Source organism: Phaeovulum sp., assembly GCF_030684035.1.
Classification (GTDB): domain Bacteria; phylum Pseudomonadota; class Alphaproteobacteria; order Rhodobacterales; family Rhodobacteraceae; genus UBA6213.
Window position 1 is genome coordinate 1 of record NZ_JAUXPI010000063.1, and the last position, 25,110, is coordinate 25,110.

The 25,110-nt window shown below is 65.0% G+C and carries 19 protein-coding genes; 14 read left to right on the forward strand and 5 right to left on the reverse strand.

Annotation, left to right across the window (positions count from 1 at the left end):
• The coding region (locus Q8J98_RS14435; protein WP_305294982.1) for a calcium-binding protein at nucleotides 1–1,243 on the reverse strand (1,243 nt) is incomplete at its 3' end.
• Nucleotides 1,244–1,465: 222 nt separating this feature from the next.
• On the opposite strand from Q8J98_RS14435, the gene Q8J98_RS14440 reads away from it, so the two are divergent.
• Nucleotides 1,466–2,164 carry a hypothetical protein gene (locus tag Q8J98_RS14440; RefSeq protein ID WP_305294983.1) on the forward strand — a complete coding sequence of 233 codons (699 nt, stop codon included), beginning with the start codon at nucleotides 1,466–1,468 and terminating at the stop codon, nucleotides 2,162–2,164.
• A 104-nt stretch (nucleotides 2,165–2,268) separates the two neighbouring features.
• On the opposite strand, the gene Q8J98_RS14445 is transcribed toward Q8J98_RS14440, so the two are convergent.
• Nucleotides 2,269–3,480, reverse strand: coding sequence for a YncE family protein (locus Q8J98_RS14445; RefSeq protein WP_305294984.1), 1,212 nt, complete (start codon nucleotides 3,478–3,480; stop codon nucleotides 2,269–2,271).
• Nucleotides 3,481–4,272: 792 nt separating this feature from the next.
• Between Q8J98_RS14445 and Q8J98_RS14450 the strand changes: the two genes are divergently transcribed.
• From Q8J98_RS14450 to Q8J98_RS14465, 4 genes are read left to right on the forward strand one after another with little or no spacing between them, the layout of a single operon-like run.
• Nucleotides 4,273–5,439 carry a YncE family protein gene (locus tag Q8J98_RS14450; RefSeq protein WP_305294985.1) on the forward strand — a complete coding sequence of 389 codons (1,167 nt, stop codon included), beginning with the start codon at nucleotides 4,273–4,275 and terminating at the stop codon, nucleotides 5,437–5,439.
• Nucleotides 5,440–5,485: 46 nt separating this feature from the next.
• Nucleotides 5,486–6,211 (forward strand): ABC transporter ATP-binding protein, encoded by a 726-nt coding sequence (locus tag Q8J98_RS14455; RefSeq protein WP_305183303.1) that lies wholly within the window; start codon nucleotides 5,486–5,488, stop codon nucleotides 6,209–6,211.
• Nucleotides 6,211–8,574: an ABC transporter permease gene (locus Q8J98_RS14460; RefSeq protein WP_305294986.1), complete on the forward strand. Its 2,364-nt coding sequence runs from the start codon at nucleotides 6,211–6,213 to the stop codon at nucleotides 8,572–8,574. Before Q8J98_RS14455 ends, Q8J98_RS14460 begins: the two co-directional genes overlap by 1 nt.
• Before the next feature lie 10 nt (nucleotides 8,575–8,584).
• Complete coding sequence (locus Q8J98_RS14465; RefSeq protein ID WP_305294987.1) at nucleotides 8,585–9,793, forward strand: efflux RND transporter periplasmic adaptor subunit; 1,209 nt, start codon at nucleotides 8,585–8,587, stop codon at nucleotides 9,791–9,793.
• Nucleotides 9,794–9,800: 7 nt separating this feature from the next.
• On the opposite strand, the gene kynU is transcribed toward Q8J98_RS14465, so the two are convergent.
• Entirely contained in the window at nucleotides 9,801–11,000 is a 1,200-nt protein-coding gene (kynU, locus tag Q8J98_RS14470; RefSeq protein ID WP_305294988.1) for a kynureninase, read from the reverse strand.
• Nucleotides 11,001–11,112: 112 nt separating this feature from the next.
• Here kynU and Q8J98_RS14475 point away from each other — a divergent pair, with 112 nt between their 5' ends.
• From Q8J98_RS14475 to Q8J98_RS14500, 6 genes are all read left to right on the forward strand, one after another.
• Nucleotides 11,113–11,565 carry an isoprenylcysteine carboxylmethyltransferase family protein gene (locus Q8J98_RS14475; protein ID WP_305294989.1) on the forward strand — a complete coding sequence of 151 codons (453 nt, stop codon included), beginning with the start codon at nucleotides 11,113–11,115 and terminating at the stop codon, nucleotides 11,563–11,565.
• Nucleotides 11,566–11,752: 187 nt separating this feature from the next.
• Entirely contained in the window at nucleotides 11,753–13,324 is a 1,572-nt protein-coding gene (locus Q8J98_RS14480; RefSeq protein ID WP_305183298.1) for a Re/Si-specific NAD(P)(+) transhydrogenase subunit alpha, read from the forward strand.
• Nucleotides 13,325–13,340: 16 nt separating this feature from the next.
• Complete coding sequence (locus Q8J98_RS14485) at nucleotides 13,341–14,807, forward strand: NAD(P)(+) transhydrogenase (Re/Si-specific) subunit beta (protein ID WP_305183297.1); 1,467 nt, start codon at nucleotides 13,341–13,343, stop codon at nucleotides 14,805–14,807.
• A 118-nt stretch (nucleotides 14,808–14,925) separates the two neighbouring features.
• The gene (yghX, locus tag Q8J98_RS14490; protein ID WP_305294990.1) at nucleotides 14,926–15,834 is read left to right on the forward strand and encodes a YghX family hydrolase; all 909 of its coding nucleotides are present in this window, start codon (nucleotides 14,926–14,928) and stop codon (nucleotides 15,832–15,834) included.
• A gap of 92 nt (nucleotides 15,835–15,926) precedes the next feature.
• On the forward strand, nucleotides 15,927–17,105 hold the full coding sequence (locus tag Q8J98_RS14495) for an MFS transporter (RefSeq protein WP_305294991.1): 1,179 nt from the start codon (nucleotides 15,927–15,929) through the stop codon (nucleotides 17,103–17,105).
• A 118-nt stretch (nucleotides 17,106–17,223) separates the two neighbouring features.
• Nucleotides 17,224–18,507, forward strand: a complete 1,284-nt coding sequence (locus tag Q8J98_RS14500; protein WP_305294992.1) for a DUF3422 family protein — start codon at nucleotides 17,224–17,226, stop codon at nucleotides 18,505–18,507.
• Here the strand turns inward: Q8J98_RS14500 and kdsA are convergent.
• Nucleotides 18,504–19,358, reverse strand: coding sequence for a 3-deoxy-8-phosphooctulonate synthase (kdsA, locus tag Q8J98_RS14505; protein ID WP_305294993.1), 855 nt, complete (start codon nucleotides 19,356–19,358; stop codon nucleotides 18,504–18,506). The two genes, Q8J98_RS14500 and kdsA, sit on opposite strands and share 4 nt — an antisense overlap.
• Before the next feature lie 65 nt (nucleotides 19,359–19,423).
• On the reverse strand, nucleotides 19,424–20,167 hold the full coding sequence (locus Q8J98_RS14510) for a SapC family protein (RefSeq protein WP_305294994.1): 744 nt from the start codon (nucleotides 20,165–20,167) through the stop codon (nucleotides 19,424–19,426).
• A 490-nt stretch (nucleotides 20,168–20,657) separates the two neighbouring features.
• Here Q8J98_RS14510 and Q8J98_RS14515 point away from each other — a divergent pair, with 490 nt between their 5' ends.
• The 3 genes from Q8J98_RS14515 to Q8J98_RS14525 form a co-directional block, all read left to right on the forward strand.
• Nucleotides 20,658–21,407: a SapC family protein gene (locus Q8J98_RS14515; RefSeq protein WP_305294995.1), complete on the forward strand. Its 750-nt coding sequence runs from the start codon at nucleotides 20,658–20,660 to the stop codon at nucleotides 21,405–21,407.
• Nucleotides 21,408–21,507: 100 nt separating this feature from the next.
• Nucleotides 21,508–22,197 (forward strand): hypothetical protein, encoded by a 690-nt coding sequence (locus tag Q8J98_RS14520; RefSeq protein ID WP_305294996.1) that lies wholly within the window; start codon nucleotides 21,508–21,510, stop codon nucleotides 22,195–22,197.
• Nucleotides 22,197–25,110: leukotoxin LktA family filamentous adhesin (locus Q8J98_RS14525; RefSeq protein WP_305294997.1), on the forward strand; the 2,914-nt coding region annotated here is incomplete at its 3' end. The genes Q8J98_RS14520 and Q8J98_RS14525, both read left to right, overlap by 1 nt.

Below are 25,110 nucleotides of genomic sequence, written 5' to 3' on the forward strand. Positions count from 1 at the left end.
CGTTGCCGATGAGGACATTGGCCCCGGCATTGCCGATGAGCCGGTCATTGCCGCTGCCCGCGGTGACATTCTCGATCGACACCAGAGAGTCGAGCCCAAGGCCGGTGTCCTGCGCTGTGGCAATCCGCAGATCGACCGTCACCGGAGCGGTGCTTGCGAAAACCGCCGTATCCACCCCGTCGCCGCCATCGATCAGGTCGTTGCCCGCACCGGCGTTCAGCCGGTCGTTGCCAGGACCACCGCGCAGGATGTCGTTGCCGTCGCCGCCATCGAGCGTGTCATTGCCGTCGCCGCCGTCGAGCGAATCGTTGCCCGCTCCGCCTTCAAGCGTATCGTTGCCTGCACCGGCGCTGAGAAAATTATCGAGCGCGTTGCCGATCAGCCGGTCATTGCCGCTTCCCGAAAGGACGTTCTCGATCCGCAGCAAGATGTCGGTGCCATGACCGGTGACCTGCGCCGTGGTGAGCGCCAGGTTCACCGTGGTCGCGGCGGTACCGGTGAAGATTGCCCAATCTGTTCCTGCCCCGCCGTCGATCAGGTCATTTCCCGCCCCGCCCTCGATCCGGTCGTCGCCCGCTTCGCCCAGCAGCGTATCGGAACCTGGGCCGCCTACCAGTTCGTCATCCCCGGCACCGCCACGAAAGCTGACCGCAGCGGTGCCCGCCCACAACCGGTCGGAAAAAAGCGAACCGCGGATTTCATTGATATTGGAAACAATGTCCAGGCTGCCAAAGCCATCGGTCACGCTTCCAGCCGCCAGATCAGCAAGAATCGCGCCGCCGCCGCCTGCGGTCATATCGCCGGAATAGTCGAGAATATCATAGCCGCCCGCTGCGCCAATGATCGTATCGGCACCCGCAAGCCCTTGATATAAGACGGTTAGCCCGGTGCCGCCGCGAAAGATGTCGCCCCGGCTGGTGCCGCGCACGGCCTCGATGCCGCTGAAGCTGTCGGTGCCGCCAAACGCGTCGATCGCGGTGCCGGTGGCGAAGTTGACACTGACCCCGGCGGAGCCGCCGCCGTAGAGCGTTTCGAAATCGTAATCGAGCCAGTCAAACCCATCGCCGCCATCAAACGTGTCATTGCCCTCACCGCCGGAAAACGTGTCGTTGCCCGCGCCGCCAACGAGGCTGTCGGCACCTTCCCAACCCTCAAGCCAGTCGTCGCCGCCCAGACCGATCAGCGTATCGGCACTGCTGCTGCCCCACAGCGTGTCGGCGGCTTCGGTTCCTATCACATACATCGCCACATCCCGCGCAAACGCGCACGCGCTGTGCCTTGCTTGCCGATTTGTCCATGCGCGCGCATCCCTGCCCCGGCAGCCGATTCCACCAAAGTCTAGTGTCGGCCCCTTTCGATTGGCCTAAGGAAATCCGGGCGATTTTAGGCGCTACGCCGCGCGCTTGGCAGGGGAGCTACAGTGTGGCAGGTAGGCCAGAGCGGAACCGGTGGCAGACATGGGTCGATGCCCGAAAATATTCTCAGCAGCCAGCCCGCGCTCGCGGCCAGCCTGATCGGGGTTCCGGCGGCGCTGGCGGCGCTGCTGTTTGCGGGCCGTCTTCGGCGCAGCGTGGCGCTTGCCGGGGTGATCGGGGCGCTGCTTTTGGTGCCGCTGGCGTGGCTCGGCCAGAACGCCCGACTATCGCCGCAACCGGGTGCGTTTTCCCCCGTGCTTGCGAATGTGATCGCCAGCGTCTGGCTTGGCTGCCTGGTCTGGTTTGCCGCAAGCCTGCCGTTTCGCGCACGACTGCGGCTTGAGATCGGTGCCGGGCGGGTGGTGCTGCGGCTGGTTGCCGTGGCGGTGCGCGGGCTTGCGTTCGGCCTGGTGCTCTGGCTGACCGGCGCATCGCCGGTGACCACCTTGCTGCTCGCGTTGCTTGGCGTGGGGGCGGTGCTTGGCTGGAGAGCTCCGGCGCATTGGCGGCTGTCGGTGGCGGCGCTTAGCGGGTTCGTGCCGGTTTATATGGCGTTGAGCATCGTCGCGGCAGTGCTCGTGCCGGAGGTTTCCGGCATCTGGCGCGGGTCAGACGCCTTGGGCCAGCGGCTTTGGCTGCTGCCACTGAAGGATCTGGCGATTGTCGTGGTCTTTGCAGCGGTTTACCCGCTGATACTCGGCTGGGTTTACGCGGCGCGGTTCGAGCGGCCAGGCATCCCCCCTGGCTGAACAGGCCTCGCGGCGACCATCTTCAGGGCGCGCCACACCAACACATCTCGGCCCCGTCACCGCAAGCCGGGGTGGGGCGGAAAAGGCACCGAACTCCAATTGTCTCAGCGCAGCGGCGCGCCATTGCGCGGGTCGATGCCACCGTGGAAATCACCCTGGTCGGCGACGACGCGGCCGTTACCTTCGGCGTCATAGGCCACGAACACCACGCCGTGCGGATCGCCAAAGCCGGGCATCGGAAGCCGCGCAAGGTTCTTGTGGCTCAGTGCATCGACCACCAGAAGTGCACCGCTATCGCCCGCAGAGGCCCAGATCTCTGTGCCGTCTGGCGACAGCACGATATGGTCGATGCCGCTGCCTTCGGTGATGACCGTCTCGATTCTCGCACCGGTTTCCGCGCTTACCACGGTCATCGTCTTGCCGGAGTGATACTTCCAGTTGGCTCCGCGGTTGGCGATCCAGACCTCGGTGCCATCGGCGCTCAACTCGATCCCGTCCGGCCCGGCACCGGTGAAGGCGCGCCAGACCATCTCGCCGGTGGCGATGTCGATTTTCGAGAGGCTGTCATCTGCCGAGCCGTTGACGAACATGTGCGAGCCATTCGCATCGAACTGAATCCAGTTGCTGCGCAGGCCGGGGTAGGGGTATTCGGCCACCACCGACCAGTCTTTCGGATCGACCTTGGCGACCCAGAACGGTACCGCGCCGACTGTAGCGCCCGCCTGGAACTCCGGGCTGGTAACCGCGTCGCTTGCCGGTTCCATAAGAAAATAGATGAATTCATGTGCCGGATCGGCCCATGCGGAATAGGGATAGCCCCCCATGCCCTGCGCCCGTATGCCGCCAACAACAGTATCGGTTTCGGGATCAAGCAGGAATGTCGCGTGTTTTTCCCCGCTTCCGCTTTCCTGAGGTGAATAGACGTCAATCAGCAGGTAGCGGTCCTGCCAGACCTGCATGTGGTGAATCGCACCGCCGACATCGAGCATTTTCAGCGGCTGCAAGGTCAGCGCATCGACCTTGAACAGCACCGGAGAGCTGCCGTTATCGGATGGCACATAGGCAAAGCGCCCGTCGGGGCTGACCGCCGAGGCATGCAAAACACCCGAGGCGTCGTGCATTTCCTGGCTGCCGACAAGCTCCCTTGTCCGCGCGTTGAACACGCTCACCCGGCTGTGTGCGTTCAGGTTGAAAACATCGGGCCGCGCCAGACCGCAAGCATCCTGACCGCCGGTGTTGACATATACGAAAAGATCACCCGGCTTGGGGACCACCACCTGCGGCCCGCCCGGCGCATAGGTTTTCAGCTCAATCACCTGAAAGTCGCCTGCAAGCGAACCCTGGTCGGCATGGCGAACCCACGCGGCGCGCCATGCGTTGAACGGTGCAGCGACGTTGGCGGCATGCTGCGCCTGCGCTGCATGCTGGGGAACAAATGCAAACGCGGCCAGCGCCCCGAAGAGCGCGATCGCGACGGAAGAATGCAAATGTCTTGAGATAGCGGATTTCATTTTGTGCCTCTTTCAGGTTCTGCAAGCCTTTGCATCATACCATTTTCCCCGGCGGGACCCGACCGGAATGCGCCGAATGCGACGATATGACCTTGTCCTGACCTGGCCGTGCCGCGCCGCGAAAATGTGCCGCAGGAACGCGCTGCGGCATTCATGGCGGTGAAGCCAGGGCAGCCCGGCCAAGCCGCGACTGGCACCTGTCGCGACCCCGTGCGTGATGTCGATTTTCGCGTCAAAAGTGCGTGATGTCGGGGCCAGTTGTTGCGCTCTAGAGGCGATTTATAACATGAGCCGCAAATGCTTAAAATGGCTGGCATGTGGTGTAGATTTGACTCATGTTTCCGCAGCTTTCAGAATATGCGCGGGATAGCAACAGGCTATAAAGCATTGCTAATGCGATGTATCAAGAAATGAAGATACTGCGCCCGCGCAATCTGGCAGCGCTGTGCCCGCATCTTCCATCTTCGACGCTTTTCGTCGCAAAACGACCCCGAGCCGCACGCTTGCGTGACCCGGCGGCGGCGGGTAAGGCTCGGCAAATTGTCTGCCGCTGCCGCCACGCGGCGCGGCAGGCCGCGAAAGCGAAAGGGTGAGACGATGCGCAACAGGCTTGTGATGGGGCTGGCGGGGCTTCTTGTGCTGGCGGCGGCGGTCTGGGGCGGCTACCGGTTTCTTGGCTTCGGCAGTGGTGCGACGGAATTTGGCTCGGTCGAGAAATATGTGTTCGTTGCCAATGCCGCTGCGGCCGAGGTGAGCGTGATCGACGCTGCCGAAGACAAGATCGCGGGCGTTCTGGCGCTGCCGTTCGTCGCTGACCAGTTGCTGGTGTCGCGGGCGATCATGCGGCTGGTGGTGATGAACCGCGCCGAAAAGCTGGTGGCGCTGGTCGATCTGCCCAGCGGCGCGGTTGAGCACCGGTTCGAGCTGGGGATATTTCCCGATCTGATGGTGCTTTCGCCCGACGGGCTGCGGCTTGCGGTGGCAGACGCCGCGGCGGGCAAGGTTGCACTGATCAGCCTCATCGACAACACAGTGACTGCGGTGATCGAGGGACTGAACAACCCAGAAAAGCTCACCTTTTCTGCCGAAGGTGTGGTGCTTTTCGTCGCCGATGATGTGGCTGCCGAGATCCGGCGCATATCGGTTACCAAATCCGAGATGCTCGCGCCGCTGTCTTTGCGCGAGGCCGGTGTGGTGCCGGGGGCGGCCGAGATTTCGGCGCTGACCCGCACCCCCGACGGGCGCATGGGTTTTGTGACCGACGCCGTCGGCGGCAAGGGCTATGTCATCAACCTGCGCGACTGGGAGGTGACCAAGACCATCTCGCTTGGAAACCGCCCGTCGCGGGCCTATGGCACGGCCGACGGGGTGTACCTGATGGTTGCCAATACCGGCTCGCGGACGATCTCGGTGATCGCCACCGATCGGTTCGACGTGGTGGCAACGCTTCCGGGGGTGGGCGACATCACCTCGATCGCCACCGGGTTCTTTGAAACGCTCGCCTATGTGGTCAGCCGTGACGAGAAAAAGGCAGTGGTGATCGACCTTGAAACGCTGACTGTGGCGGGCGAGGTGGCGCTCGATGGCGTGCCGGGGCAAGCGATCGCGGACGTTGATGGCAAAAAGCTCTATGTGCCACTGGCCGGGGTGGGAAAACTGGCGTTGATCGACGTGTTCAACAAGCGCATCGGCCACATGATTACTGGCACCGCGGTTGCACCGGGTGCGCCGGTCATGGCGGCGTCAAACAACTACTGCCACTGAACTGCGCCCCCTCGCCGCCGCGCCACCGGCGGTGTATGTTTGCGCCATGACCGAGCCCATTGCCCCGCCCGACGTGGTATTCAGAGCCGAAGCCGTCACCAAGATTTATCGCACCGGTGCGGTCGAGGTGCAGGCACTGCGCGGCATTGATCTGGAGCTTTACGAGGGCGAGCTGGTGGTTCTGCTTGGTGCCTCTGGCTCGGGCAAATCGACCTTGCTGAACATTCTGGGCGGGCTTGATACGGCGTCCGCGGGCCGGGTGGTGTTTCGTGACCACGACCTTTCGCGCGCCTCCGACAAGGCGCTGACCGCCTTCCGGCGAGACCATGTGGGCTTTGTGTTCCAGTTCTACAATCTGGTGCCAAGTCTGACCGCGCGGGAAAACGTGGCGCTTGTCACCGAAATCGCGCGCCGCCCGATGCGGCCCGAAGAGGCGCTGGAGCGGGTGGGCCTTGGCCACCGGCTCGACCATTTTCCCGCCGAGCTTTCGGGCGGCGAACAGCAGCGCGTTGCCATTGCCCGCGCCATCGCCAAGCGCCCCGATGTGCTTTTGTGTGACGAACCGACAGGCGCGCTTGACAGTGCCACCGGCATTACCGTGCTTGAGGCGCTGGTCGAGGTGAACCGCGAACTTGGCACCGCGACCGCGCTCATCACCCACAATGCCGGTATCCGCCGCATCGCGCATCGGGTGATCTATGTTGCCGATGGGCTGATTGCGCGGCAAGAGGTGAACGAGGTCCGGGTTCCACCCTCGGAGGTGGTCTGGTAATGCGCGCGCTTGACCGCAAGGGCTTTCGCGACCTGCGGCGGATCTGGGCGCAGACGCTGGCGATCGCGCTGGTCATGGCCTGTGGCGTAATGGTGCTGGTGGTGATGCAGGGTGCCGAGCGCTCACTCAGCGAAACCCGCAGCGCCTACTATGAACGGCAGCGTTTCGCCGATGTGTTCGCCAGCCTCACCCGCGCACCGCGCGCGGTTCTGGCCGAGGTGGCGGCAATCGACGGGGTGGCGGCGGTTGAAGGCCGGATCGGGTTTCATATGGTGCTTGACCTTGAGGGGCTGGCCGAGCCCGCGATGGGCCGGGTGATCTCGCTTCCCGCTGATGGCGCGCCGGTGCTCAATGTGCCGATCCTGCGCGCCGGGCGGTTGCCAGACCCGCTCCGGTCCGATGAGGTGGCCCTGTCGGAGCCGTTTGCGCAGGCCAACCGCCTCGCCCCCGGCAGCAGTTTTCATGCCATTGTCGGCGGCCGCCTGCGCAGGCTCACGGTCAGCGGCCATGTGCTTTCGCCCGAATTCATCTATACCATCGGCCCCGGTTCGATCATGCCCGACGACCGTCGCTATGGCTTGATCTGGATGGGCGAAGAGGCGGCGGCAGCGGCGCGCGACATGGGCGGGGCGTTCAACGAGCTGGCGCTGAGCCTGACCCGCGGGGCCAACGAGCCCGCGGTGATCGCGGCGCTCGACCGCCTGCTCGCACCCTATGGCGGGGTCGGGGCCACCGGCCGCGACAAGCAGACCTCGCATGCCTTCCTGCAAAACGAGATGACCCAGCTTGCGGCAATGGAAAAGGTGTTGCCGCCGATCTTCCTGATCGTTTCGGCATTTCTGGTGAACATGGTGCTGGGGCGGCTGATCGCGCTCGAACGTCACCAGATCGGGCTGCTGAAAGCCATCGGCTACAGCCGGATGCAGATCGGCGCGCATTACCTCAAGCTTGGCGCAGGCATCGGCGCGCTTGGCGTGGCGCTTGGCTGGGGCATCGGTGCCTGGGTTGGGCAACTGATGACCGCGCTCTATTCGGAGTTCTTCCGGTTTCCGTTCCTGCTTTACGAGCCGGGCTATTCCGCCTTCGTGATTTCCGGGCTGGCGGGCATGGCCACCACCCTTGTCGGCGCGTTGCGCGCGGTCTGGGCCTCGGTGCGGCTGCCGCCTGCGGTGGCGATGTCGCCGCCAGCCCCGGCGATGTTCCGCCCGGGGTTTCTGGACCGGGTCGGCAGCGCGCTGCGGTTGCGACAGACCTCGATGATGATCCTGCGCTCGCTGACCCGCTGGCCCGGCCGCGCGCTGGTCACGGTGTTCGGGGTGGCGGCGTCGGTTGCGGTGCTGGTGACCTCGTATTTCACCTTCGATGCGATGGATGTGATGATGGAGGACGTCTTCACCCATGCCAACCGCCAGCAGGTGACACTGGTGCTGGCGGGTGCCGAGGGGCTGGGCGTGCTTGACGACGCGCGCGCACTTCCGGGCGTGCTCTTTGCCGAGGGCGGTTTTGCGCTGCCGGTGCGGCTTCGGGTTGGGTCCGAAAGCCGCCTGACGGTGCTTGAGGCGCGTCCGGCGGTGGCAACGCTGATGCGGGTGCTCGATGCCGATGGCCGCCCCGCCGATCTGCCGCCCGAGGGGCTGGTTCTGCCCGAAGGTCTGGCCGCGGACCTTGGCCTGCGCCTTGGCGACACGGTTCTGGTCGAACTGATGGTGGCCCCGCGCGAAACCTGGGCGGTGCCGCTGGCGGGAACGATCAGGCAGGCGCTGGGGCAGGGTGCCTACATGGCCGAGGCTGCGGTCTTTGCCCGGCTCGGGCGGGCCGCGCAGGTGGCGCAGATCAACCTTCTGGTCGATGAAAACATGCTGCCCGCGCTCTATGCCCAGATCAAGGCGACGCCTGCGGTGGCAGGGGTGATGCTCTGGACCGAGGTGCGCCGCCAGTTTGAAGAGACGATGCAGCAAAACCTGGCGATGTCGGGCATTATCTACACGCTGATCGGGGTGCTGATCACCGTTGGCGTGGTCTATAACGCCGCCCGCATCCAGCTTTCGGAACGGGCGCATGAACTGGCCAGCCTGCGGGTGCTTGGCTTTTCGCGCGGCGAGGTCGGCTTCGTGCTGGTCGGCGAGATCATGTTGCTGACGCTGGTGGCGGTTCCGCTTGGCTGGGTCGCGGGCTACGGCTTTGCGGCGGCGGCGGTGAAGGGGCTATCGAACGAACTGGTTTCGCTGCCGCTGGTGGTGGCGCGCTCGACCTATGCGATGGCGGCGGCGGCGGCTATTGTGACCGCGCTGGCGGCGGCGCTGCTGGTGCGGCGCAGGCTCGACCGGATCGATCTGGTCTTGGCACTGAAGGCAAAGGAATAGGAGTGCTGCCATGCATCTGGCACGTCTGGTCGTAACGCTTGGGGTGCTTGGCGGGGCTGCTGCGGCCTTTGCCTGGGCGATGCGCCCGGTTCCGCTCGATGTCGATCTGGTCACCGTGGCGCGGGCACCCATGGCGGTGACAGTGTCGGCCGAAGGCATGACCCGGGTGCGCGAGCCATGGACGGTGAGCGCGCCCTTGACCGGCACCGTCGCGCGCTCGCCGTTGCAGGTGGGTGATACGGTGGTGGCGGGGCAGACCGTGGTGGCGGAGATCGAGCCTGCCGCGCCGGCGCTGCTGGATGCGCGCGCGCGCGGTCAGGCCGAGGCGGCGGTGACCGAGGCCGAGGCGGCGCTGCGGCTTTCGGAAGTGAATCTGGAGCGCGCCAAGGCCGATCTCGACTATGCCGATGGCCAGTTGGCGCGCACCCGCGAATTGGCGGCGCGCGGCATCGTGGCGCAAAGCGCGCTGGAGGCGAGCCAGCAGTTGCAGGCAACCCGCGCTGCCGCGCGCGACGCCGCCGAGTTCGAACTGGCGTTGCAGCGCGCGACGCTGGCGCGCGCGCAGGCGCTTTTGGTCGGGCCCGAGGCGGCGCTCGGCAAAGGCACCGAGCAATGCTGCGTGCAGATCTTCGCGCCGCATTCAGGGCGGGTGCTGAGCATTGTCGATGAAAGCGCGCGGCTGGTGCAGGCGGGCAGTCCGCTTTTGACCATCGGCGATCTGACCGATCTTGAAATCGAGGTCGATCTGCTTTCCGCCGATGCGGTGCGGGTGCCTGCGGGGGCACTGGCTGAGGTAGAGCGCTGGGGCGGGCCGGGGATTTTGGCCGCCGAGGTGCGCCGCATCGATCCTGCCGCCTTCACCCGCGTCTCGGCGCTTGGCATCGAGGAACAGCGGGTGCGGCTGCGCCTTGCCTTTCTCGACCCGCCAGAAACCCGCGTCGGTCTGGGCGATCGCTACCGCGTCTATGTGCGCATTGTCGTCTGGTCGGATCCCGATGTGTTGCAGGTGCCGGTGTCGGCGCTGTTCCGGCAGGGCGAGGCTTGGGCGACCTTCCGCGAACTTGGCGGGCGCGCGGTGCTGACCGAGGTGCAACTTGGCCAGATGACCGGTCTGGTGGCGGAAGTGAAGGCCGGGCTTGCCCCCGGCGATCGGGTGGTGGCCTACCCCGGCAACCGGGTCAGCGCCGGGTCGGAACTGGTGGCGCGGCTGCTACCCTGACGCCGCTTCAGGTCACTCTGGCGCGGGTGAGGTATTCGGGGCGGTCCCACAACTCCTGCCGCATCACATCGACCAGAACTGCCGCCGCCATCGCGACATCGTCGCCCGAGGTATAAAGCGGCGTGAAACCGAAGCGCAGAATGTCGGGGGCGCGAAAATCGCCCACTACGCCTTCGGCGATCAGCGCCTGCATGATCGCGTAACCCTGCGGGTGGCGAAAACTCACCTGGCTGCCGCGCAGCTCATGCGCGCGCGGCGTGGCGAGGGTGAGCATCGGGCAGGCCGCTTCGATATCGGCAATGAACTGATCGGTCAATTCCAGCGAGCGGGCGCGCAGATCGGCCATGGCGACCCCCTCCCAGACATCGAGCGCGGCATCAAGCGCTGCCATCTGCAATACCGGCGGGGTGCCCACGCGCATCCGCTCAATGCCGCGGCCGGGGCGGTAGCTGGGTTCGAACGCAAACGGAGCGTCATGTCCAAGCCAGCCCGACAGGGCCGGGCGCACGCGGTCGGCAAGCCGCGGGGCGACATAGATGAACGCAGGCGCGCCGGGGCCGCCATTCAGGTATTTATAGCTGCAACCAACCGCAAAATCGGCACCCACCGCCGCCAGATCAACCGGCAGCGCACCCGCCGAATGCGCGAGATCCCAGATGGTTATCGCGCCTTTCTCATGGGCCTTGGCGGTCAGCGCGGCCATATCGTGCCGCCGCCCGGTGCGGTAATCGACCTCGGTCAGCATCAGCACCGCCACGCTTTCATCGAGCGCCGCGGCAACCGCTTCGGGTGCCACCACCCGCAGCTCATGGCCGCGCCCGAGGCTGTGGATCAGCCCTTCGGCCATGTAAAGATCGGTCGGAAAGTTGCCGCTGTCCGAAAGCACCACCTGCCGCCCCGGCACCGCAAGGTCGAGCGCCGAGGCAAGCGCCTGATAGACCTTGATCGAAAGCGTGTCGCCAAGCACCACCGAGCCCGGTTCCGCCCCGATCAACCGCCCGATCCGGTCGCCCAGCCTTGCGGGCTGGTCCATCCATCCGGCCGCGTTCCAGCCGCCGATCAGCATCTGGCCCCATTCATCAATGACGCTTTCGGCCACCCGCCCGGCGGCCGCGCGCGGCAGAGGGCCGAGCGAGTTGCCATCAAGATAAATCAACCCCTCGGGCAGATCGAAGAGGGCACGGGTGGCGGCAAAATCGGTGCTCATGGCGGACTCCTTCTTGCACTCAGGGTGCATCGCGCGGGCGCGGTTCGCAAGCCCCGGGGCTTGTCTTTGCGGTTCGGGCGCGTGACAAGGTAGCAATGGCGGGAGGAAAGCTATGCGCAGGGACGTTCTTGAATGGCTCGATCTGCCGCCGGTCTGGCTCGCCGTCTTTGCCGCAACAGGCTGGGGTGCCGGGCAACTCTGGCCCGTGGCTTTGCCCTGGGGCGGCTGGATTGGCGGCGGGCTGGTTGCGGCGGGGGTGGTGTTGATGACCCTCGCGGTGGCGCAGATGCTGGGCCTGCGCACCACCTTCATTCCGCGTCGCGACCCGTCGGCGCTGGTCACCGGCGGAGTGTTCCGGTTCAGCCGCAACCCGATCTATCTGGCCGATGCGCTGGTGCTGGCGGGGTTACTGATCGCCTGGCAGGCGGTCTGGGCCTTGCCGCTGGTCGCCGCATTCATGGCCTTCATCGCCCATCGCTTCATTCGCGGCGAGGAGGCGCGGATAGCCGCGCGTTTTGGCGCGGCGTGGCAGGACTATGCGGCGCGGACCCGGCGCTGGCTTTGAAAGTTCGCGCCCGCGCAACCTTCGGTGCCTTCACCAAGGGTTTCGCACGAGGGAAAGCGCCGACGGAAGGGCCTATTGTCGCAGCCCTTCCTGCCCTCGGTGCTTGTGAAAGCGCAAAGCCCGGTGCTATGAGTGCGCCGCCAATGTATCCACCTGGGCGGCTTGCCCGGAACGAGGGGAATGTAAGGTGAAGATAGGCGCACCCAAAGAGATTTTCGAGGGCGAGGACCGCGTGGCGATGACGCCCGACAGCGCAGTGCTGCTGCAAAAGCTGGGTCACGAATGCATGATAGAAGCGGGCGCGGGCGCGGCCGCCGGGTTTTCCGACGCGACCTATGAGGCGGTGGGCGTGAAGGTGGTCAAGACCGCCGCGGCGCTGGCCAAGGCCGCCGATGTGCTGGTCAAGGTGCGTCCGCCCGTTGATGCCGAGATCAAACGCCTGCATCAGGGCCAGACGCTGATTTCCTTCTTCTACCCGGCGCAGAACAAGGACCTGTTGGAAGCCGCCAATGCCCAGGGTGCCACCGTGGTGGCGATGGACATGGTGCCCCGGATCAGCCGCGCGCAAAAGATGGATGCGCTTTCCTCGATGGCGAATATCGCCGGCTACCGCGCGGTGATCGAGGCCGCCAACAACTTCGGCCGCTTTTTCACCGGCCAGGTGACGGCGGCGGGCAAGGTGCCACCAGCGAAGATCCTGATCGTCGGGGCCGGGGTTGCGGGGCTTGCCGCGACCGGCACCTCGGTCAGCCTGGGTGCCATCGTGCACGCTTTCGACGTGCGCCCGGAAGTGGCCGAGCAGATCGAGTCGATGGGCGCGAATTTCGTCTATCTCGATTTTGCCGAGGCGCAGGACGGGGCCGCGACCGGCGGCTATGCCGCGCCCTCGAGCCCCGAGTTCCGCGAAGCGCAACTGGCGAAGTTCCGTGAACTGGCACCGGAAATGGACATCGTCATTACCACCGCGCTCATTCCGGGGCGGCCCGCGCCGAAGCTCTGGACCGAGGATATGGTGGCGATGATGAAGCCGGGTTCGGTGATCGTCGATCTTGCCGCCGAACGTGGCGGCAACTGCGACCTGACCGTGCCCGACCAGAAGATTGTCAGCGCGAATGGCGTGACGGTGGTCGGCTACACCGATTTCCCGAGCCGCATGGCGACCCAGGCAAGCACGCTTTATGCCAATAATATCCGCCATATGCTGACCGATCTTACACCAAAGAAAGATGGGGAGATCTTCCATAACATGGAAGATGACGTGATCCGCGGGGCCACGGTTACCCATGCGGGTGCGATTACCTTCCCGCCGCCGCCGCCAAAAATTGCGGCGATCGCGGCGCAGAAACCCAAGGAAAAGGCGCGCGAACTGACCGTGGTCGAAAAACGCGCCAACGAGGTGGCGCTGTTCAGGAAGCAGACCCGCAACCAGGTCGGCTTGCTCGCGGTCGGCACCGGGCTCATGCTTCTGGTCGGTGCCTTTGCGCCCGCAAGCTTCATGGGCCACCTGATCGTCTTCGCGCTCGCGGTGTTTGTCGGTTTCTCGGTGATCTGGAATGTCAGCCACTCGCTGCATACGCCGCTGATGGCGGTGACCAACGCGATTTCCAGCATCATCATTCTGGGCGCGCTGTTGCAGGTGGGATCGGGGTCATGGCTGGTGGTCACTCTGGCCGCGATTTCGATATTGATCGCCTCGATCAACATCTTCGGTGGCTTCCTCGTGACGCGGCGGATGCTCGCCATGTTCCAGAAATCGTAAGCGGAGGATCGGGAAAATGGCGATCGGTATCGTAGGGGCTGCCTATATCTCGGCAGCGATCCTGTTCATCCTCGCGCTCGGCGGGCTTTCGGGGCAGGAAAGCGCGAAACGCGCGGTCTGGTATGGCATCGTCGGCATGGCTCTGGCGGTGCTTGCCACGATCTTCGGGTCGGAAGTGGTGCTGAGCACCTTTGGCTGGACCCTGCTGGCGGTGATGCTGGCAATCGGCTCGGTGGCGGGCTGGTATGTCGCCGGTCGCGTGAAAATGACCGAAATGCCGCAACTGGTGGCAGCGCTGCACAGCTTCGTCGGTCTGGCCGCGGTGTTCATAGGCTTCAACGCCGAACTGGAACTGGGGCGCATTCACGCGCTGATGGCCGCGGGCACGCCCGAGGCGGCCGATGCGCTGAACGCGCTGGCGGGCTTTGCCAAGGTGCTCGCGCACAAGACCGCGGTCGAGGTCAATATCCTCAAGGTCGAGGTGTTCCTTGGCGTGTTCATCGGCGCGGTCACCTTCACCGGTTCGGTGATCGCCTTTGGCAAGCTGGCGGGCAAGGTTGACGGCAAGGCGAAAAAACTGCCGGGCGGGCATTACCTGAACGCCGCGGCGGCGATCGGGTCGCTGGTGCTGCTGGTGCTGTTCTTCAATGGCGCGGGCATCTGGTCGCTGGCGCTGATGACGCTCCTCGCGTTTTTCATCGGCTACCATCTGATCATGGGCATCGGCGGTGCCGACATGCCGGTGGTGGTGAGCATGCTCAACTCCTATTCCGGTTGGGCGGCGGCGGCGATCGGCTTCACGCTGTCGAATGACCTCTTGATCGTCACCGGCGCGCTGGTGGGTTCTTCGGGCGCGATCCTGAGCTACATCATGTGCCGCGCCATGAACCGCTCGTTCATCAGCGTGATCCTGGGCGGGTTCGGCAACGTGGCCGGCCCGGCCATGGAAATCGCCGGGGAAATGGTGGCGATTGATGCCGAAGGTGTTGCGGCGGCGCTGAACGACGCCGATTCGGTGATCATCATTCCCGGCTACGGCATGGCGGTGGCGCAGGCGCAGCAGTCGGTTTCGGAACTGACGCGCAAGCTGCGCGCCAAAGGCAAGACCGTGCGCTTTGCGATCCATCCGGTAGCCGGGCGGTTGCCCGGCCACATGAACGTGCTTCTGGCCGAGGCCAAGGTGCCCTACGATATCGTGCTGGAGATGGACGAGATCAACGAGGATTTCCCCTCGACCGATGTGGCCATTGTGATCGGCTCGAACGACATCGTGAACCCGGCGGCGCAGGAAGACCCGGGCAGCCCCATTGCCGGTATGCCGGTGCTGGAATGCTGGAAGGCGAAGCAGGTGTTCGTGTCCAAACGCGGTCAGGGCACCGGCTATTCGGGTATCGAAAACCCCTTGTTCTACAAGGAAAATACCCGGATGTTCTATGGCGACGCGAAGAAGTCGCTTGATCTGCTGATGCCGATGATCGACTGATCTGCCGTTAGCCGGATACGGGCATGACCCCGCCCGAGAAGGGCGGGGTCACCATTTTGTGTGGCCATCGCGGGCCAGTTTCCGGTTATTTTGCCTCTCTCGCATCTGGGAGGCTGGAATGGACAAGCTCGAAAAGCCTGCGTCGCGCAAGCGCGCGAAAGACTTCGATCCGCGCATTCTCGAGATTTACGATGGCTATGTGCACGGGCGCATGACCAAACGCGAGTTCATTGAACGGGCTGGCAAATTCACCGCAGCCGGGGTTACCGGGGTGGCTATCCTGTCGCAGTTGCAGCCTGACTATGCGCTCGCGCAGCAGGTCGCAGCGGACGACCCGGCAATCGAGACGACGATGGCGGCGTACGAAAGCCCCGAGGGCAACGGCCGCATCGAGGGGCTGATGGCGCGTCCGGCGGGCGCGCGCGGCAGGCTTCCGGCGGTGCTGGTGATCCACGAGAACCGCGGGCTCAACCCCTATATCGCCGATGTGGTGCGCCGCCTTGCCAAGGTCGGTTACCTCGCCTTCGGGCCTGACGGGCTTTCCTCGATCGGTGGCTACCCCGGCAATGACGATGATGGCCGCGCGATGCAGTCCAAACTCGATCCGGCAAAGCTCATGGCCGATTTCTTCGCGGGCTACGAATTTCTGCGCGGCCATGAAGGCGCGACCGGCAAGGTCGGCGCGGTCGGCTTCTGCTACGGCGGCGGCGTATGCAACGCGCTCGCGGTCGCCTTTCCCGATCTCGCGGCTTCGGTGCCCTTCTACGGCCGCCAGCCAGCGGTCGAGGATGCAGCGAAGATCGAGGCACCGCTGATGCTGCATTACGCGGGGCTGGATCAGGGGGTGAACGTGGGTTGGCCCGCCTATGAGGCGGCACTGAAGGCCGGTGGCAAGTCTTATGAGGCCTTTATCTACGAAGGCGTGAACCACGGTTTTCACAATGACACCACGCCGCGCTATGACGAGGCGGCGGCAGAGCTGGCATGGTCGCGCACGCTCGATTTCTTCGCGCGGAACCTGACCTGATCTGGCGAAACGGTGCTGGGACTGGCTGAGCAGGGTTCCAGAAGGTAAGAAACACCTGCCCGGTACGATTGCGCGGGCGGAAAGAGGTTGGTTTGCGCCCGAGTCTTCCCGGCGGCGTCATCGCGCTCGGCTTCGTAAGCCTGTTCATGGACATCTCGTCCGAGATGATTCACGGGCTGTTGCCGTTGTTCGTGGTCGGCACGCTCGGTGCCTCGGCGGCGGTGCTGGGGCTGATCGAGGGGCTTGGCGAGGCGACGGCCTCGGTGGTCAAGCTCATCTCCGGGATGATGAGCGACCGGATCGGCCGCAGAAAGCCGCTGGCGGTGGCGGGCTACGCGCTGAGCGCGCTGACCAAGCCGCTTTTTGCCATGGCAGGGGTGCCGGGGGTGGTGCTGGCGGCGCGTCTGGCCGACCGGGTCGGCAAGGGCATTCGCGGCGCGCCGCGCGATGCGCTGGTGGCCGATCTGGTGCCGCCCGAACAACGCGGTGCGGCCTATGGCCTGCGCCAGTCGATGGATACGGTGGGTGCCTTCATCGGGCCGCTTGCCGCGATTGCGCTGATGGCGGCATTTGCGGGCAATGTGCGGCTGGTGTTCTGGCTGGCGATCATTCCGGCGCTGGTGGCGGTGGCGGTGCTGGTTCTCTATGTGCGCGAGCCCGAGGCGCGTAGTTCTTCGGCTCCGCGGCCCCGCTTCAGCCGCGCCAGCCTTGCCGCACTCGGGCCCGGGTTCTGGCTGGTGGTGGCGATTGGCGCGGTGCTGACGCTCGCCCGCTTCAGCGAGGCATTCTTGATCCTGCGCGCTTCCGAAGCGGGGTTGGCCATGGTCTATGCACCTTTCGTGCTGGTGGTGATGAACGTGGTCTATGCGCTTGCCGCCTGGCCGCTCGGCGTGCTTTCGGACCGGATCGGGCGGCGCGGGCTGCTGATCGGCGGTTTCGCGGTGTTGATCTTTGCCGATCTGCTGCTTGCCTTTTCGCCGGGGCTTTGGGGGGTGCTGGCGGGGGTCGCGGTCTGGGGGCTGCACATGGCGCTGACCCAGGGGCTGCTTGCCGCCGAGGTGGCTGCGGCCGCGCCGACAAACCTGCGCGCCACCGGCTTTGGAATATTCAATCTGGTCACCGGAATGGCGCTGTTGCTGGCCAACGGGCTGGCGGGGTGGTTGTGGGCGGTGCAGGGTGCCGCTGTCGCCTTTTCGGCAGGGGCGGGGTTTGCGGCGGCAGGGCTTTTCGGGTTGGCGGTGCTTGCACGGCGGCGCAAGGCCACCCGCTGAGCCACGGGTGTTGCCCGCGCGCCAGCAAGTTGCGCCGCGCGCCGTTGCGGCACCTCAGCGCTTGGCATTTGCACCGCATCCGGCGATGCTTGGGCAGCCCCCTCTTGTCAGGCCGTTGATGAACCCCGCCGCTGACCATCCGCTGCGCTATGCTCTGGTAAACGAACTGCACGCGCGGCCGTTTCCGCATATCGCGGTGCCAAGCCATGCGGTCTATCTTGCGATCAAGGAACCGCGCGATGCGGCCAACCGCAGCCGTGCCGCCGATCATGCGCATCTGAGTGCGCTGCTGGTTCGCCACGGTGCCCCGTTGCCGCCAGAAGGGGTCACCCACCACGCCGGCCAGATCGGGCGGCACGCGCTGAAATGGGAAAGCCATACCGAATTCGTTACCTATCTTGCCTACGCGGCGGGAAGCTCGGCGCGGCCCTTCGACCCCGCCGAGGCCGAAGTATTTCCGTTGCAATGGGTGCTGGATGCGCCGGGCAAGCGGGTTGCCGCAGTATCGATCCGGATCGACTGGCTGCCGGAAAACCACGCCGAAATCGAGCCGCTGCTTGATGCGTGGTTCGTGCCCGAAAGCCTTGCCTGCGCCTGGGTGCTTGATGGTGCGGCGGTGGTGGCGGGCGATTTTCGCATCGATCCCGCCGGGCAGATGCGGTTCGCGCTCTTTGTGCGGCGCGGCACCGGGCCGGGCCGGGTAGGGCGGGTGGTGCAACGGCTCTGCGAGATCGAAACCTATCGCGCGGTGTCGATGCTTGGCCTTGGCCGTGCCCGCGACCTGACCGCGCGGCTCAACGCGCTCGACCCCGAGCTTTCGGCGCTGGTAGAGCGGATGTCGCATGAGATCGACGCGCCGGAAGCGACGCTGCACGAGCTGTTGCGGGTGTCGTCAGAGCTGGAAAGCCTCGCGGTCAGCCATTCCTTCCGCTTTGGCGCGACCGGTGCCTATGAGGCGATCGTTGCCGAGCGCATCGGGGTCTTGCGCGAATCGCGGTTCGAATCGCGGCAGAAGTTTTCGGAATTCATGCTGCGCCGCTATGAGCCCGCCATGCGCACCGTCCGTTCGGCCGAGGCCCGGCTGCGCACCATGCTTGAACGCGCCGCGCGCGCGGGTGAGCTTTTGCGCACGCGGGTCGATGTTGAACGCAGCGCGCAAAACCAGAAGGTGCTGGAAAGCATGGACCGGCGGGCCGATCTGCAATTGCGGCTGCAACACACGGTCGAAGGGCTTTCGGTGGTGGCCATCAGCTATTACGGGGTCAGTCTCGCGGGTTATCTGCTTGCGCCCTTCGCCGAGGCGTTTGGGCTTGGCAAGTCGGCATTGACCGCGGGGATGGTGCCCTTGGTGGTGCTGGCGGTCTGGCTGATGGTGCGCCGTATCCGGCGCGGCATGCGCTAGCTTTGCTTCGCCTCACCTTCGGCGGTTGCCTTGGCGATCTGGTCGAGCGCGCGCAAGGTGCCAAGCAGGGCTGCCATTTCATGCACCGGTATCATGTTCGGCCCGTCGCTTGGCGCGGTGTCGGGGTCTTGATGGGTCTCGATGAAAAGCGCGGCCACACCCACCGCGCAGGCAGCCCGGGCAAGAACCGGCGCGAATTCGCGCTGCCCGCCCGAGGTGGCACCAAGCCCGCCCGGCTGCTGCACCGAATGGGTGGCGTCGAACACCACCGGGTAGCCGGTGCGCGCCATGATCGGCAGGGCGCGAAAATCGCTGACCAGGGTGTTGTAACCAAACGAGGTGCCGCGCTCGCAAAGCAGAATGCGCGCGTTGCCGGTGCTGGCAATCTTTGCGGCCACATTCGCCATGTCCCAGGGTGCCAGAAACTGGCCCTTTTTCACGTTGATCGCGCGCCCCGTGGCTCCTGCGGCCAGCAACAGGTCGGTCTGGCGGCAGAGAAACGCGGGGATCTGCAAGATATCGACCACCTCGGCGGCGGGCGCGCATTGTGCCGCATCGTGCACGTCGGTCAGGATCGGGCAGCCGAATTCGTCGCGAATGCGGGCAAGTATGTCCAACCCCGCTTCCATGCCCAGCCCGCGCGTGGTGGCGATGGAGGAGCGGTTGGCCTTGTCGTAGCTGGCCTTGAAGATGAAGCGGGTGCCGGTGGGCGCACAGGCCTCGGCGATCTTCTCGGCCATCATGCGGGCGTGATCGAGGTTTTCAAGCTGACATGGGCCGGTGATGAGCGCAAAGGGCTCGGCACCGCCAATGGCGATATCACCGACCGTTACAATGCGGGTATTCGACATGGGTTCCGGCCCCTGTTTGCTTTGCTTGCGCAGATGCGGGCGCGCTGCTGCCGCTGTCAAGCCGGTCAGGCAGCTTTTGCCTCGGACGCACGCCGCTCGGCGCGGGCCAGAAGGCCGGGCAGCCGCGACATCGAGGCGACATGGGCGTGGATCACCCCCAGAAAGCCGGTGCGAAAGAGATCGAGCACCGCTGCATCGTCCAGATTTGCCAGCCGGTCGGTGCTGACCCGCAGGAACCCGCCAAGCGAAATCCGCGACCCATCGGGGAGCGAGGCGGTTGCCGTTGCCGGTTCAAGCAGGTCGAGCTCGCGCAGGCGGTCGGTGAAGGCGCGGGTAAGCGCGTGCTGCGCCTGATAATCCGAGGTGAATTGCAGCATGTTGCTGAGGTATTGGGTCCGGTTGCCATCGCTGTCAAAAAGCCGCTCGCCCTTGCCCGCCTCGTTGACGCCTTCAAAGGCGGTGTCGATGCAAAGGGCAAAGTTGCCCTCGGCGTCGGCGTTTGCAAAAACGAAAGGGTAGCGGCGCAGGAACGCGGGCACATAGTCGCCGTCCCAGGCTCCGGCGGCGGTCACGCAGAGGTTTTCGTCGGTGCGCAACCCGACAACCGCGGCAGGGGTCAGCGCCGGGCCTTCACCGGCAAAGACGATCGGGTATTCCGCCGCCGCTTTTTCGAATTCGGCCACCACCAGCGGCACCGAGTTGAGCGCGGCGGCAAAGCGGAAATCCGTTCCCTGCCGCACCGCGAGGTTGCGGTGCGCCTCGGCCGAGATCGGCACGGCATTCTCGTAGATCATCAGTTGCTTTGTCATGTTCCGCCCTCTGGCCTCTGGCCTCTGGTGTCCGGCGACTGTGCGAAGGAATTTCGCGCGCCGCAAGCCCAGGCGTGGCGGACGCGGCAAATCTTGGGCGAAACCGCCGGTGCCACACCGAGGTCAGGCAAATGCCGGTCGGCAGGTGCTCTGCCAGCCACCGGGCCGACCCGGATGATGCGACGAAGGTGAAGGTGCCGCGCGAATCCTTTCCTTCAATGCAATGGACTTTTCTTCAGCGCGATAGACTTTCGGCCCCCGGATGCAGCGCGTTCAGCGCCAGATATTGCGCTCAGGCAGCCAGCATTTGCGAGCAAACGCCAGCATTGATTAGATAATTCAAGAGCTTGCAACTGGTGGTCAGATGTGCGCACTCTCGGGTTCGCGGTATCGGAAATAGTGTTGTTTTTTGAATCTTTCCCGGGCTACCTATGGACATGCGACAAATCGTCGCAGTATAATTTGTTTGGTTAACTACGAGAGGGCAAAGGTGTTGATCCAGAACCCGCTATTTTACAAGAACGTTGTTCCTGTCGATGCCCGTTTGCACGAAAATTTGCGCATCGGTCGGCCCGAGCGCCCGCTTGGCTTCGCGCGCGAAGCAAATGTGATCCCGGCGCTGGTGGACGAATTCGAATTGGCGATGGCCGATCTGCCGATCGCGTTCCTGCCCGGCCCCGAGCTGCCAGCGGCGGTATTCGTGACCGGTGCCGCCCCCGGAACCAATGCCTATGTCTCGGACGACGGGCTGTGGAGCGGTGCCTATATTCCCGCCTATCTGCGGCGCTACCCTTTCATCATCGGTGATACGGCTGGCGGATCTTCGGTTCTGTGCTTCGACGATACCTACCCCGGATTTGGCGAGGTGGAAGGCGAGCGGTTCTTTTCCGAAGACGGCGCGCGTGCGGCCCCGCTGGAACAGGCGCTTGCATTGGCGCAGACCTATCGCGACGCGGCGGTGCGGACCGAGGCGTTTTGCGGGCTTTTGCGCGATTTCGGCCTGTTGCAGACCGCAACGCTGGATACCACCGCGCCTGACGGGTCAAAATCTGTCGTGCACGGCATCATGATCATCAACGAGGCGGCACTTGCCGCGCTAACGGCCGAGCAGGTGCACAAGCTGCATCAGGCCGGGTTCCTGAAGGCGATCTACAGCCAGATCGCCAGCCTGAGGTCAGTTTCGAAACTGTCGCCCCCCGTGCCGAAGAAGCCGCGTGGTTCTGCCAAGAAAACGAGTTGAGACCCGTTCCAATCTGCCGGAGCGGTGTTCTGGTTGCCTTCGTTTCTGCACGACGCCGTGCCGCACCCATTCAGGGTTCGACTGAAGTCTGGAGCTGCCAATGCCGACCGCTGCGACCCCTCGCCTTGCCGAATTCCTTCGCGCCTTGCTTGCCATCGTCCTGATCGCAAGCTTCGCTCTTGTCGCATTGCCCGCTACGGGGCGCGCGCAATCCGCAACGGCGGGAGCCCCGGCGGGCACCGCCGTGGTCTCGCTCACCGGCTTCAGGTCTGCCAAATTCGGCATGGATGAAGACGCGGTGCGCGCCGCGATCAAGGCCGATTTCGGGCTGGAAGGCGATGCGGTGCAGGTTGGGTTGAATTCGGTCGAGCGGACCCGGGTGATGACCATCATCGCGCCCGAAGTTCTGCGCGAAGGCGGCACCGCGCAGGTTTCCTACATCTTCGGGTATCAGAGCAAGGCGCTCATCCAGGTCGGGGTGCTCTGGGCTCCGGCCACCGACCCGGCGATCACCGACGCCATGCTTTATGCCAATGGCGATGTGCTGCGCGCCTATTTCGATGCGGCGGGGTATCTGCCGGAAACCATCTCGAAGGATGTCGTGCTGGAAAACGGCATCCTCCTGTTTCGTGGTGCCGACGCTGCAGGCCATACCGCGATCTTGCTGTTGCAGGGTCGGTTCGAAGAGGCGGATGGGCTGCGAACGCTGTTTCCCGCCAGCCTCACGCTGCTTTACGCCGTAAGTCCGGACAGTCCGGACATCCTGACAATCCCGAGCGGAGATTTCTGATGGGCAAACATATGAGCCTGCTGCACATCGAATACTCCCGCCAGAACAGGGCACGCCAGCGGCGCGCCCTGTTCAAGCAATTCGTGCTTGGGGCAAGCCCGCTCGTCCTTGGGGCGCTGATGGGCACCGGCATGGCGACCCGCGCCGAGGCGCAGGCGGTCAACCTCGACATCACCTCGAACAACATCATCGCCGATGGCCGCACCCGCACCACCATCACCACCACCGACAACCACACCCGCATCACCACCGGAACAGTTTCCGGCAATGTCGGCTTCAACACCTTTTCCGATTTCCAGCAGGCCGCCGGCACGAGGGTTGACCTTTTCGTGCCCGACGCCGCGGGCAGCCTGGTCAACATCGTCAGCAATGGCGCGGTGGTGATCAATGGCGAGTTGAACAGCTTCAAGGACGGGACCATCGGCGGCAACGTCTTCTTTGCCAGTTCCGACGGCTTCATCGTTGGCCAGAACGGCCGCGTCAACGTCGGTTCACTGACCGTCAACACCCCGACACAAGAGTTTCTCGACCGCGTCGTGCGTGCCGATGGCAGCGTCAACGATGCGGTTGCGGCGCAGCTCATGCGCGGCGAAATTCCGATGTCGCCAAATGGGCATATCGCGATTCTGGGTCAGGTCAACGCCAGCGGCTCGATTTCGCTGCAAGGTCAGACGATTCTGGTCAACGGCGACACCGGACCGCTGACCGGTGCCGATCTTGGCCAGCGCACCAAGTTCGAAGCGACGGTCAATGCCGCTGGCATGGTCGAAGGTGCCGCGCTCGTGGCCCATGGTGGCCGGATTTCCATCGTCGCGGCGGGCGGTTCGCGCATTGGTGGCAGGCTTGACGTTTCGGCCCCCGCGGGCGCTGCGGATGGTGGCGAGATTTCGGTAACGGGCGGCGACATCACCATTGAATCCAGTGCTTTGCTCGCGGCCGATGGCGACGCGGGCGGCGCGATCGTGGTTTTCGCCGATGGCACCCTGGTGGTGCAGGATCAGGCAACCTTCAGCGCAGCGGGCGCAGGCCTCGGTGATGGCGGCTTTGTCGAACTGAGCGGGCGCGATGCGCATATCGGCTCGGTCAACCTTGATTTGTCATCCCGCGCGGGCAGCGCCGGAACGCTGCTGATCGACCCGGTTGCGCTTTATGTCGGCGGTGCTCTGGTCAGTGCAAGCGGCGCGAATTCGACCAGCGTCACCACCAGCATTCTTTCCAACGGTGCCAGCATCCTCTTGCAGGCCGACGAATCGATTACCGTGGTTGCCGGTGGCGTGCTCGATTCGCGGATGATCGCGGCGGGCGTTTCGACCGGAAATTCCGGCAGCATCACGCTTGAGGCCCCGCGCATCACCCTCGATGACGGCTCTGAAGTTCTCGCGGGGGTTTCCTCTGGCTCGGGGTTCCTTGCCGGTGACGTGATCTTTACCGCAACGCGCACGAATGGCGGCACCGCCGAAATCATCATCGGCCAGGGCGGGGCGACCGCCCCGGTTCTTACCGGCCGGAACATCACGCTTACCGCCACTTCGACCGTGGATCAGGCGAGCCTGCTGCTCGCTCTGCCCACCGCCACTGCGCGGATTACCGCGAATGGCGGGGCGATCAACGCCTCGGGCCTGTTCAAGGCCACGGCCTCGGCGGCTGGCGCGGGTGGTGTCACGCTGCTGCCGCTCGGCATCGTGGTCACGAACGTCGATGCCACGGTTGATATCAAGGGCACCACCGTGCTGACCGCCGCTATCGTCGAACTGGGTGCAACCGCGCAGGTTCTCTCCTCGATCGTGACCCAGTCGCTTGCGCCGGTGAACAGCTCGGCCGATGGCGCGGTTGCCATTTCGACAATCAACAGCACCGCGATTGCCCGCATCGGCGGCTCGGCGGAACTGCATGTTGCAGGCGATACCACGCTGAACGCGCATAACATTGTCACCTCCGAATCCGATGCGACGCCGCAAGCCTCCGCCTTCGGCGCCTCGGTCGGGGTCAGCGTGGTCAACGCGGTAACCACGGCAGAACTGGCGGATGCGGCAGCGGTATCGACCGGCGGGCTCAGCCTCAATGCGGTCACCGGCACCAGTGTCGAGGTCAACGCCACAGCGGGCGCGGGCGGGGCGACAACGCCATCGGCTGGCAGCATGGCCGTGACCTACCTGAGCGATCCGAACTATGGCGGGCAGGCAACAACCAGCGGCGGCGGCGTTTCGGTTGCCGGCGCGCTGGCGATCTCGGATCTGACCTCCACCACCAATGCCCGAATCAATTCCTCGGCGGCAACCACGGTCACCGGCGCGGTCAGCGTGACCACCGGCTCGGAAAACGCAGTCAGCGTGACCGCGGACGGATCGACCGTCGACTCGGCTACCGGCGTCGGCGTGGCGCTTGGCATCAACATTGCCAAGGTCGTCAATGACGCCGTGATCGCCAGCGCGGTCAGCGCGGGCAGCGCGCATGTCGCAGCGCTCACCATGGGCGAAGGCAACAGTTTCACCACCAGCGCAACCTCCGGCGCAGGTGCCTCGAATGTCGGCATCGCCGGTTCCTTCGCGCTGAACCTGCTTGACACGCAGTCGGTGGCGCGGGTTTCGGGGGCGGCGGTGGTGACGGTTGCGGGGGGCGGGGCGGTTTCGCTGGCGACCGACAACCAGACCGATGCGACCGCCGAGGCCTTGCCGGTTGGCGGCGGGGCGACCGGGGCGACGGTTGGCGTTGGTGCCTCTGTTGCGCTCAACATTCTGGCGAACCGCTCGGTCGCCGAGATCGCCGATGGCGGCGTGGTCAGCGGCGCGGGCGATCTGACGCTGGCGGCGCGCGCCACGCATGTTGCCGCGACCAAGGCCGAGGCGGGGTCATCGGGCGGGGTTTCGATCACCCCGGCGCTTGCGCTTTCGCTGATCAACAACACCACCACGG

What these genes read in the sequence shown, in the direction of transcription:
- kynU (WP_305294988.1), bottom strand. Translation starts at nt 11,000, where the DNA reads ATGAGCACCGATTTTGCCGCCACCCGTGCCCTCTTCGATCTGCCCGAG.
- Q8J98_RS14450 (WP_305294985.1), top strand. Translation starts at nt 4,273, where the DNA reads ATGCGCAACAGGCTTGTGATGGGGCTGGCGGGGCTTCTTGTGCTGGCG.
- Q8J98_RS14465 (WP_305294987.1), top strand. Translation starts at nt 8,585, where the DNA reads ATGCATCTGGCACGTCTGGTCGTAACGCTTGGGGTGCTTGGCGGGGCT.
- Q8J98_RS14455 (WP_305183303.1), top strand. Translation starts at nt 5,486, where the DNA reads ATGACCGAGCCCATTGCCCCGCCCGACGTGGTATTCAGAGCCGAAGCC.
- yghX (WP_305294990.1), top strand. Translation starts at nt 14,926, where the DNA reads ATGGACAAGCTCGAAAAGCCTGCGTCGCGCAAGCGCGCGAAAGACTTC.
- Q8J98_RS14475 (WP_305294989.1), top strand. Translation starts at nt 11,113, where the DNA reads ATGCGCAGGGACGTTCTTGAATGGCTCGATCTGCCGCCGGTCTGGCTC.
- kdsA (WP_305294993.1), bottom strand. Translation starts at nt 19,358, where the DNA reads ATGTCGAATACCCGCATTGTAACGGTCGGTGATATCGCCATTGGCGGT.
- Q8J98_RS14485 (WP_305183297.1), top strand. Translation starts at nt 13,341, where the DNA reads ATGGCGATCGGTATCGTAGGGGCTGCCTATATCTCGGCAGCGATCCTG.
- Q8J98_RS14500 (WP_305294992.1), top strand. Translation starts at nt 17,224, where the DNA reads ATGAACCCCGCCGCTGACCATCCGCTGCGCTATGCTCTGGTAAACGAA.
- Q8J98_RS14440 (WP_305294983.1), top strand. Translation starts at nt 1,466, where the DNA reads ATGCCCGAAAATATTCTCAGCAGCCAGCCCGCGCTCGCGGCCAGCCTG.
- Q8J98_RS14510 (WP_305294994.1), bottom strand. Translation starts at nt 20,167, where the DNA reads ATGACAAAGCAACTGATGATCTACGAGAATGCCGTGCCGATCTCGGCC.
- Q8J98_RS14520 (WP_305294996.1), top strand. Translation starts at nt 21,508, where the DNA reads ATGCCGACCGCTGCGACCCCTCGCCTTGCCGAATTCCTTCGCGCCTTG.
- Q8J98_RS14460 (WP_305294986.1), top strand. Translation starts at nt 6,211, where the DNA reads ATGCGCGCGCTTGACCGCAAGGGCTTTCGCGACCTGCGGCGGATCTGG.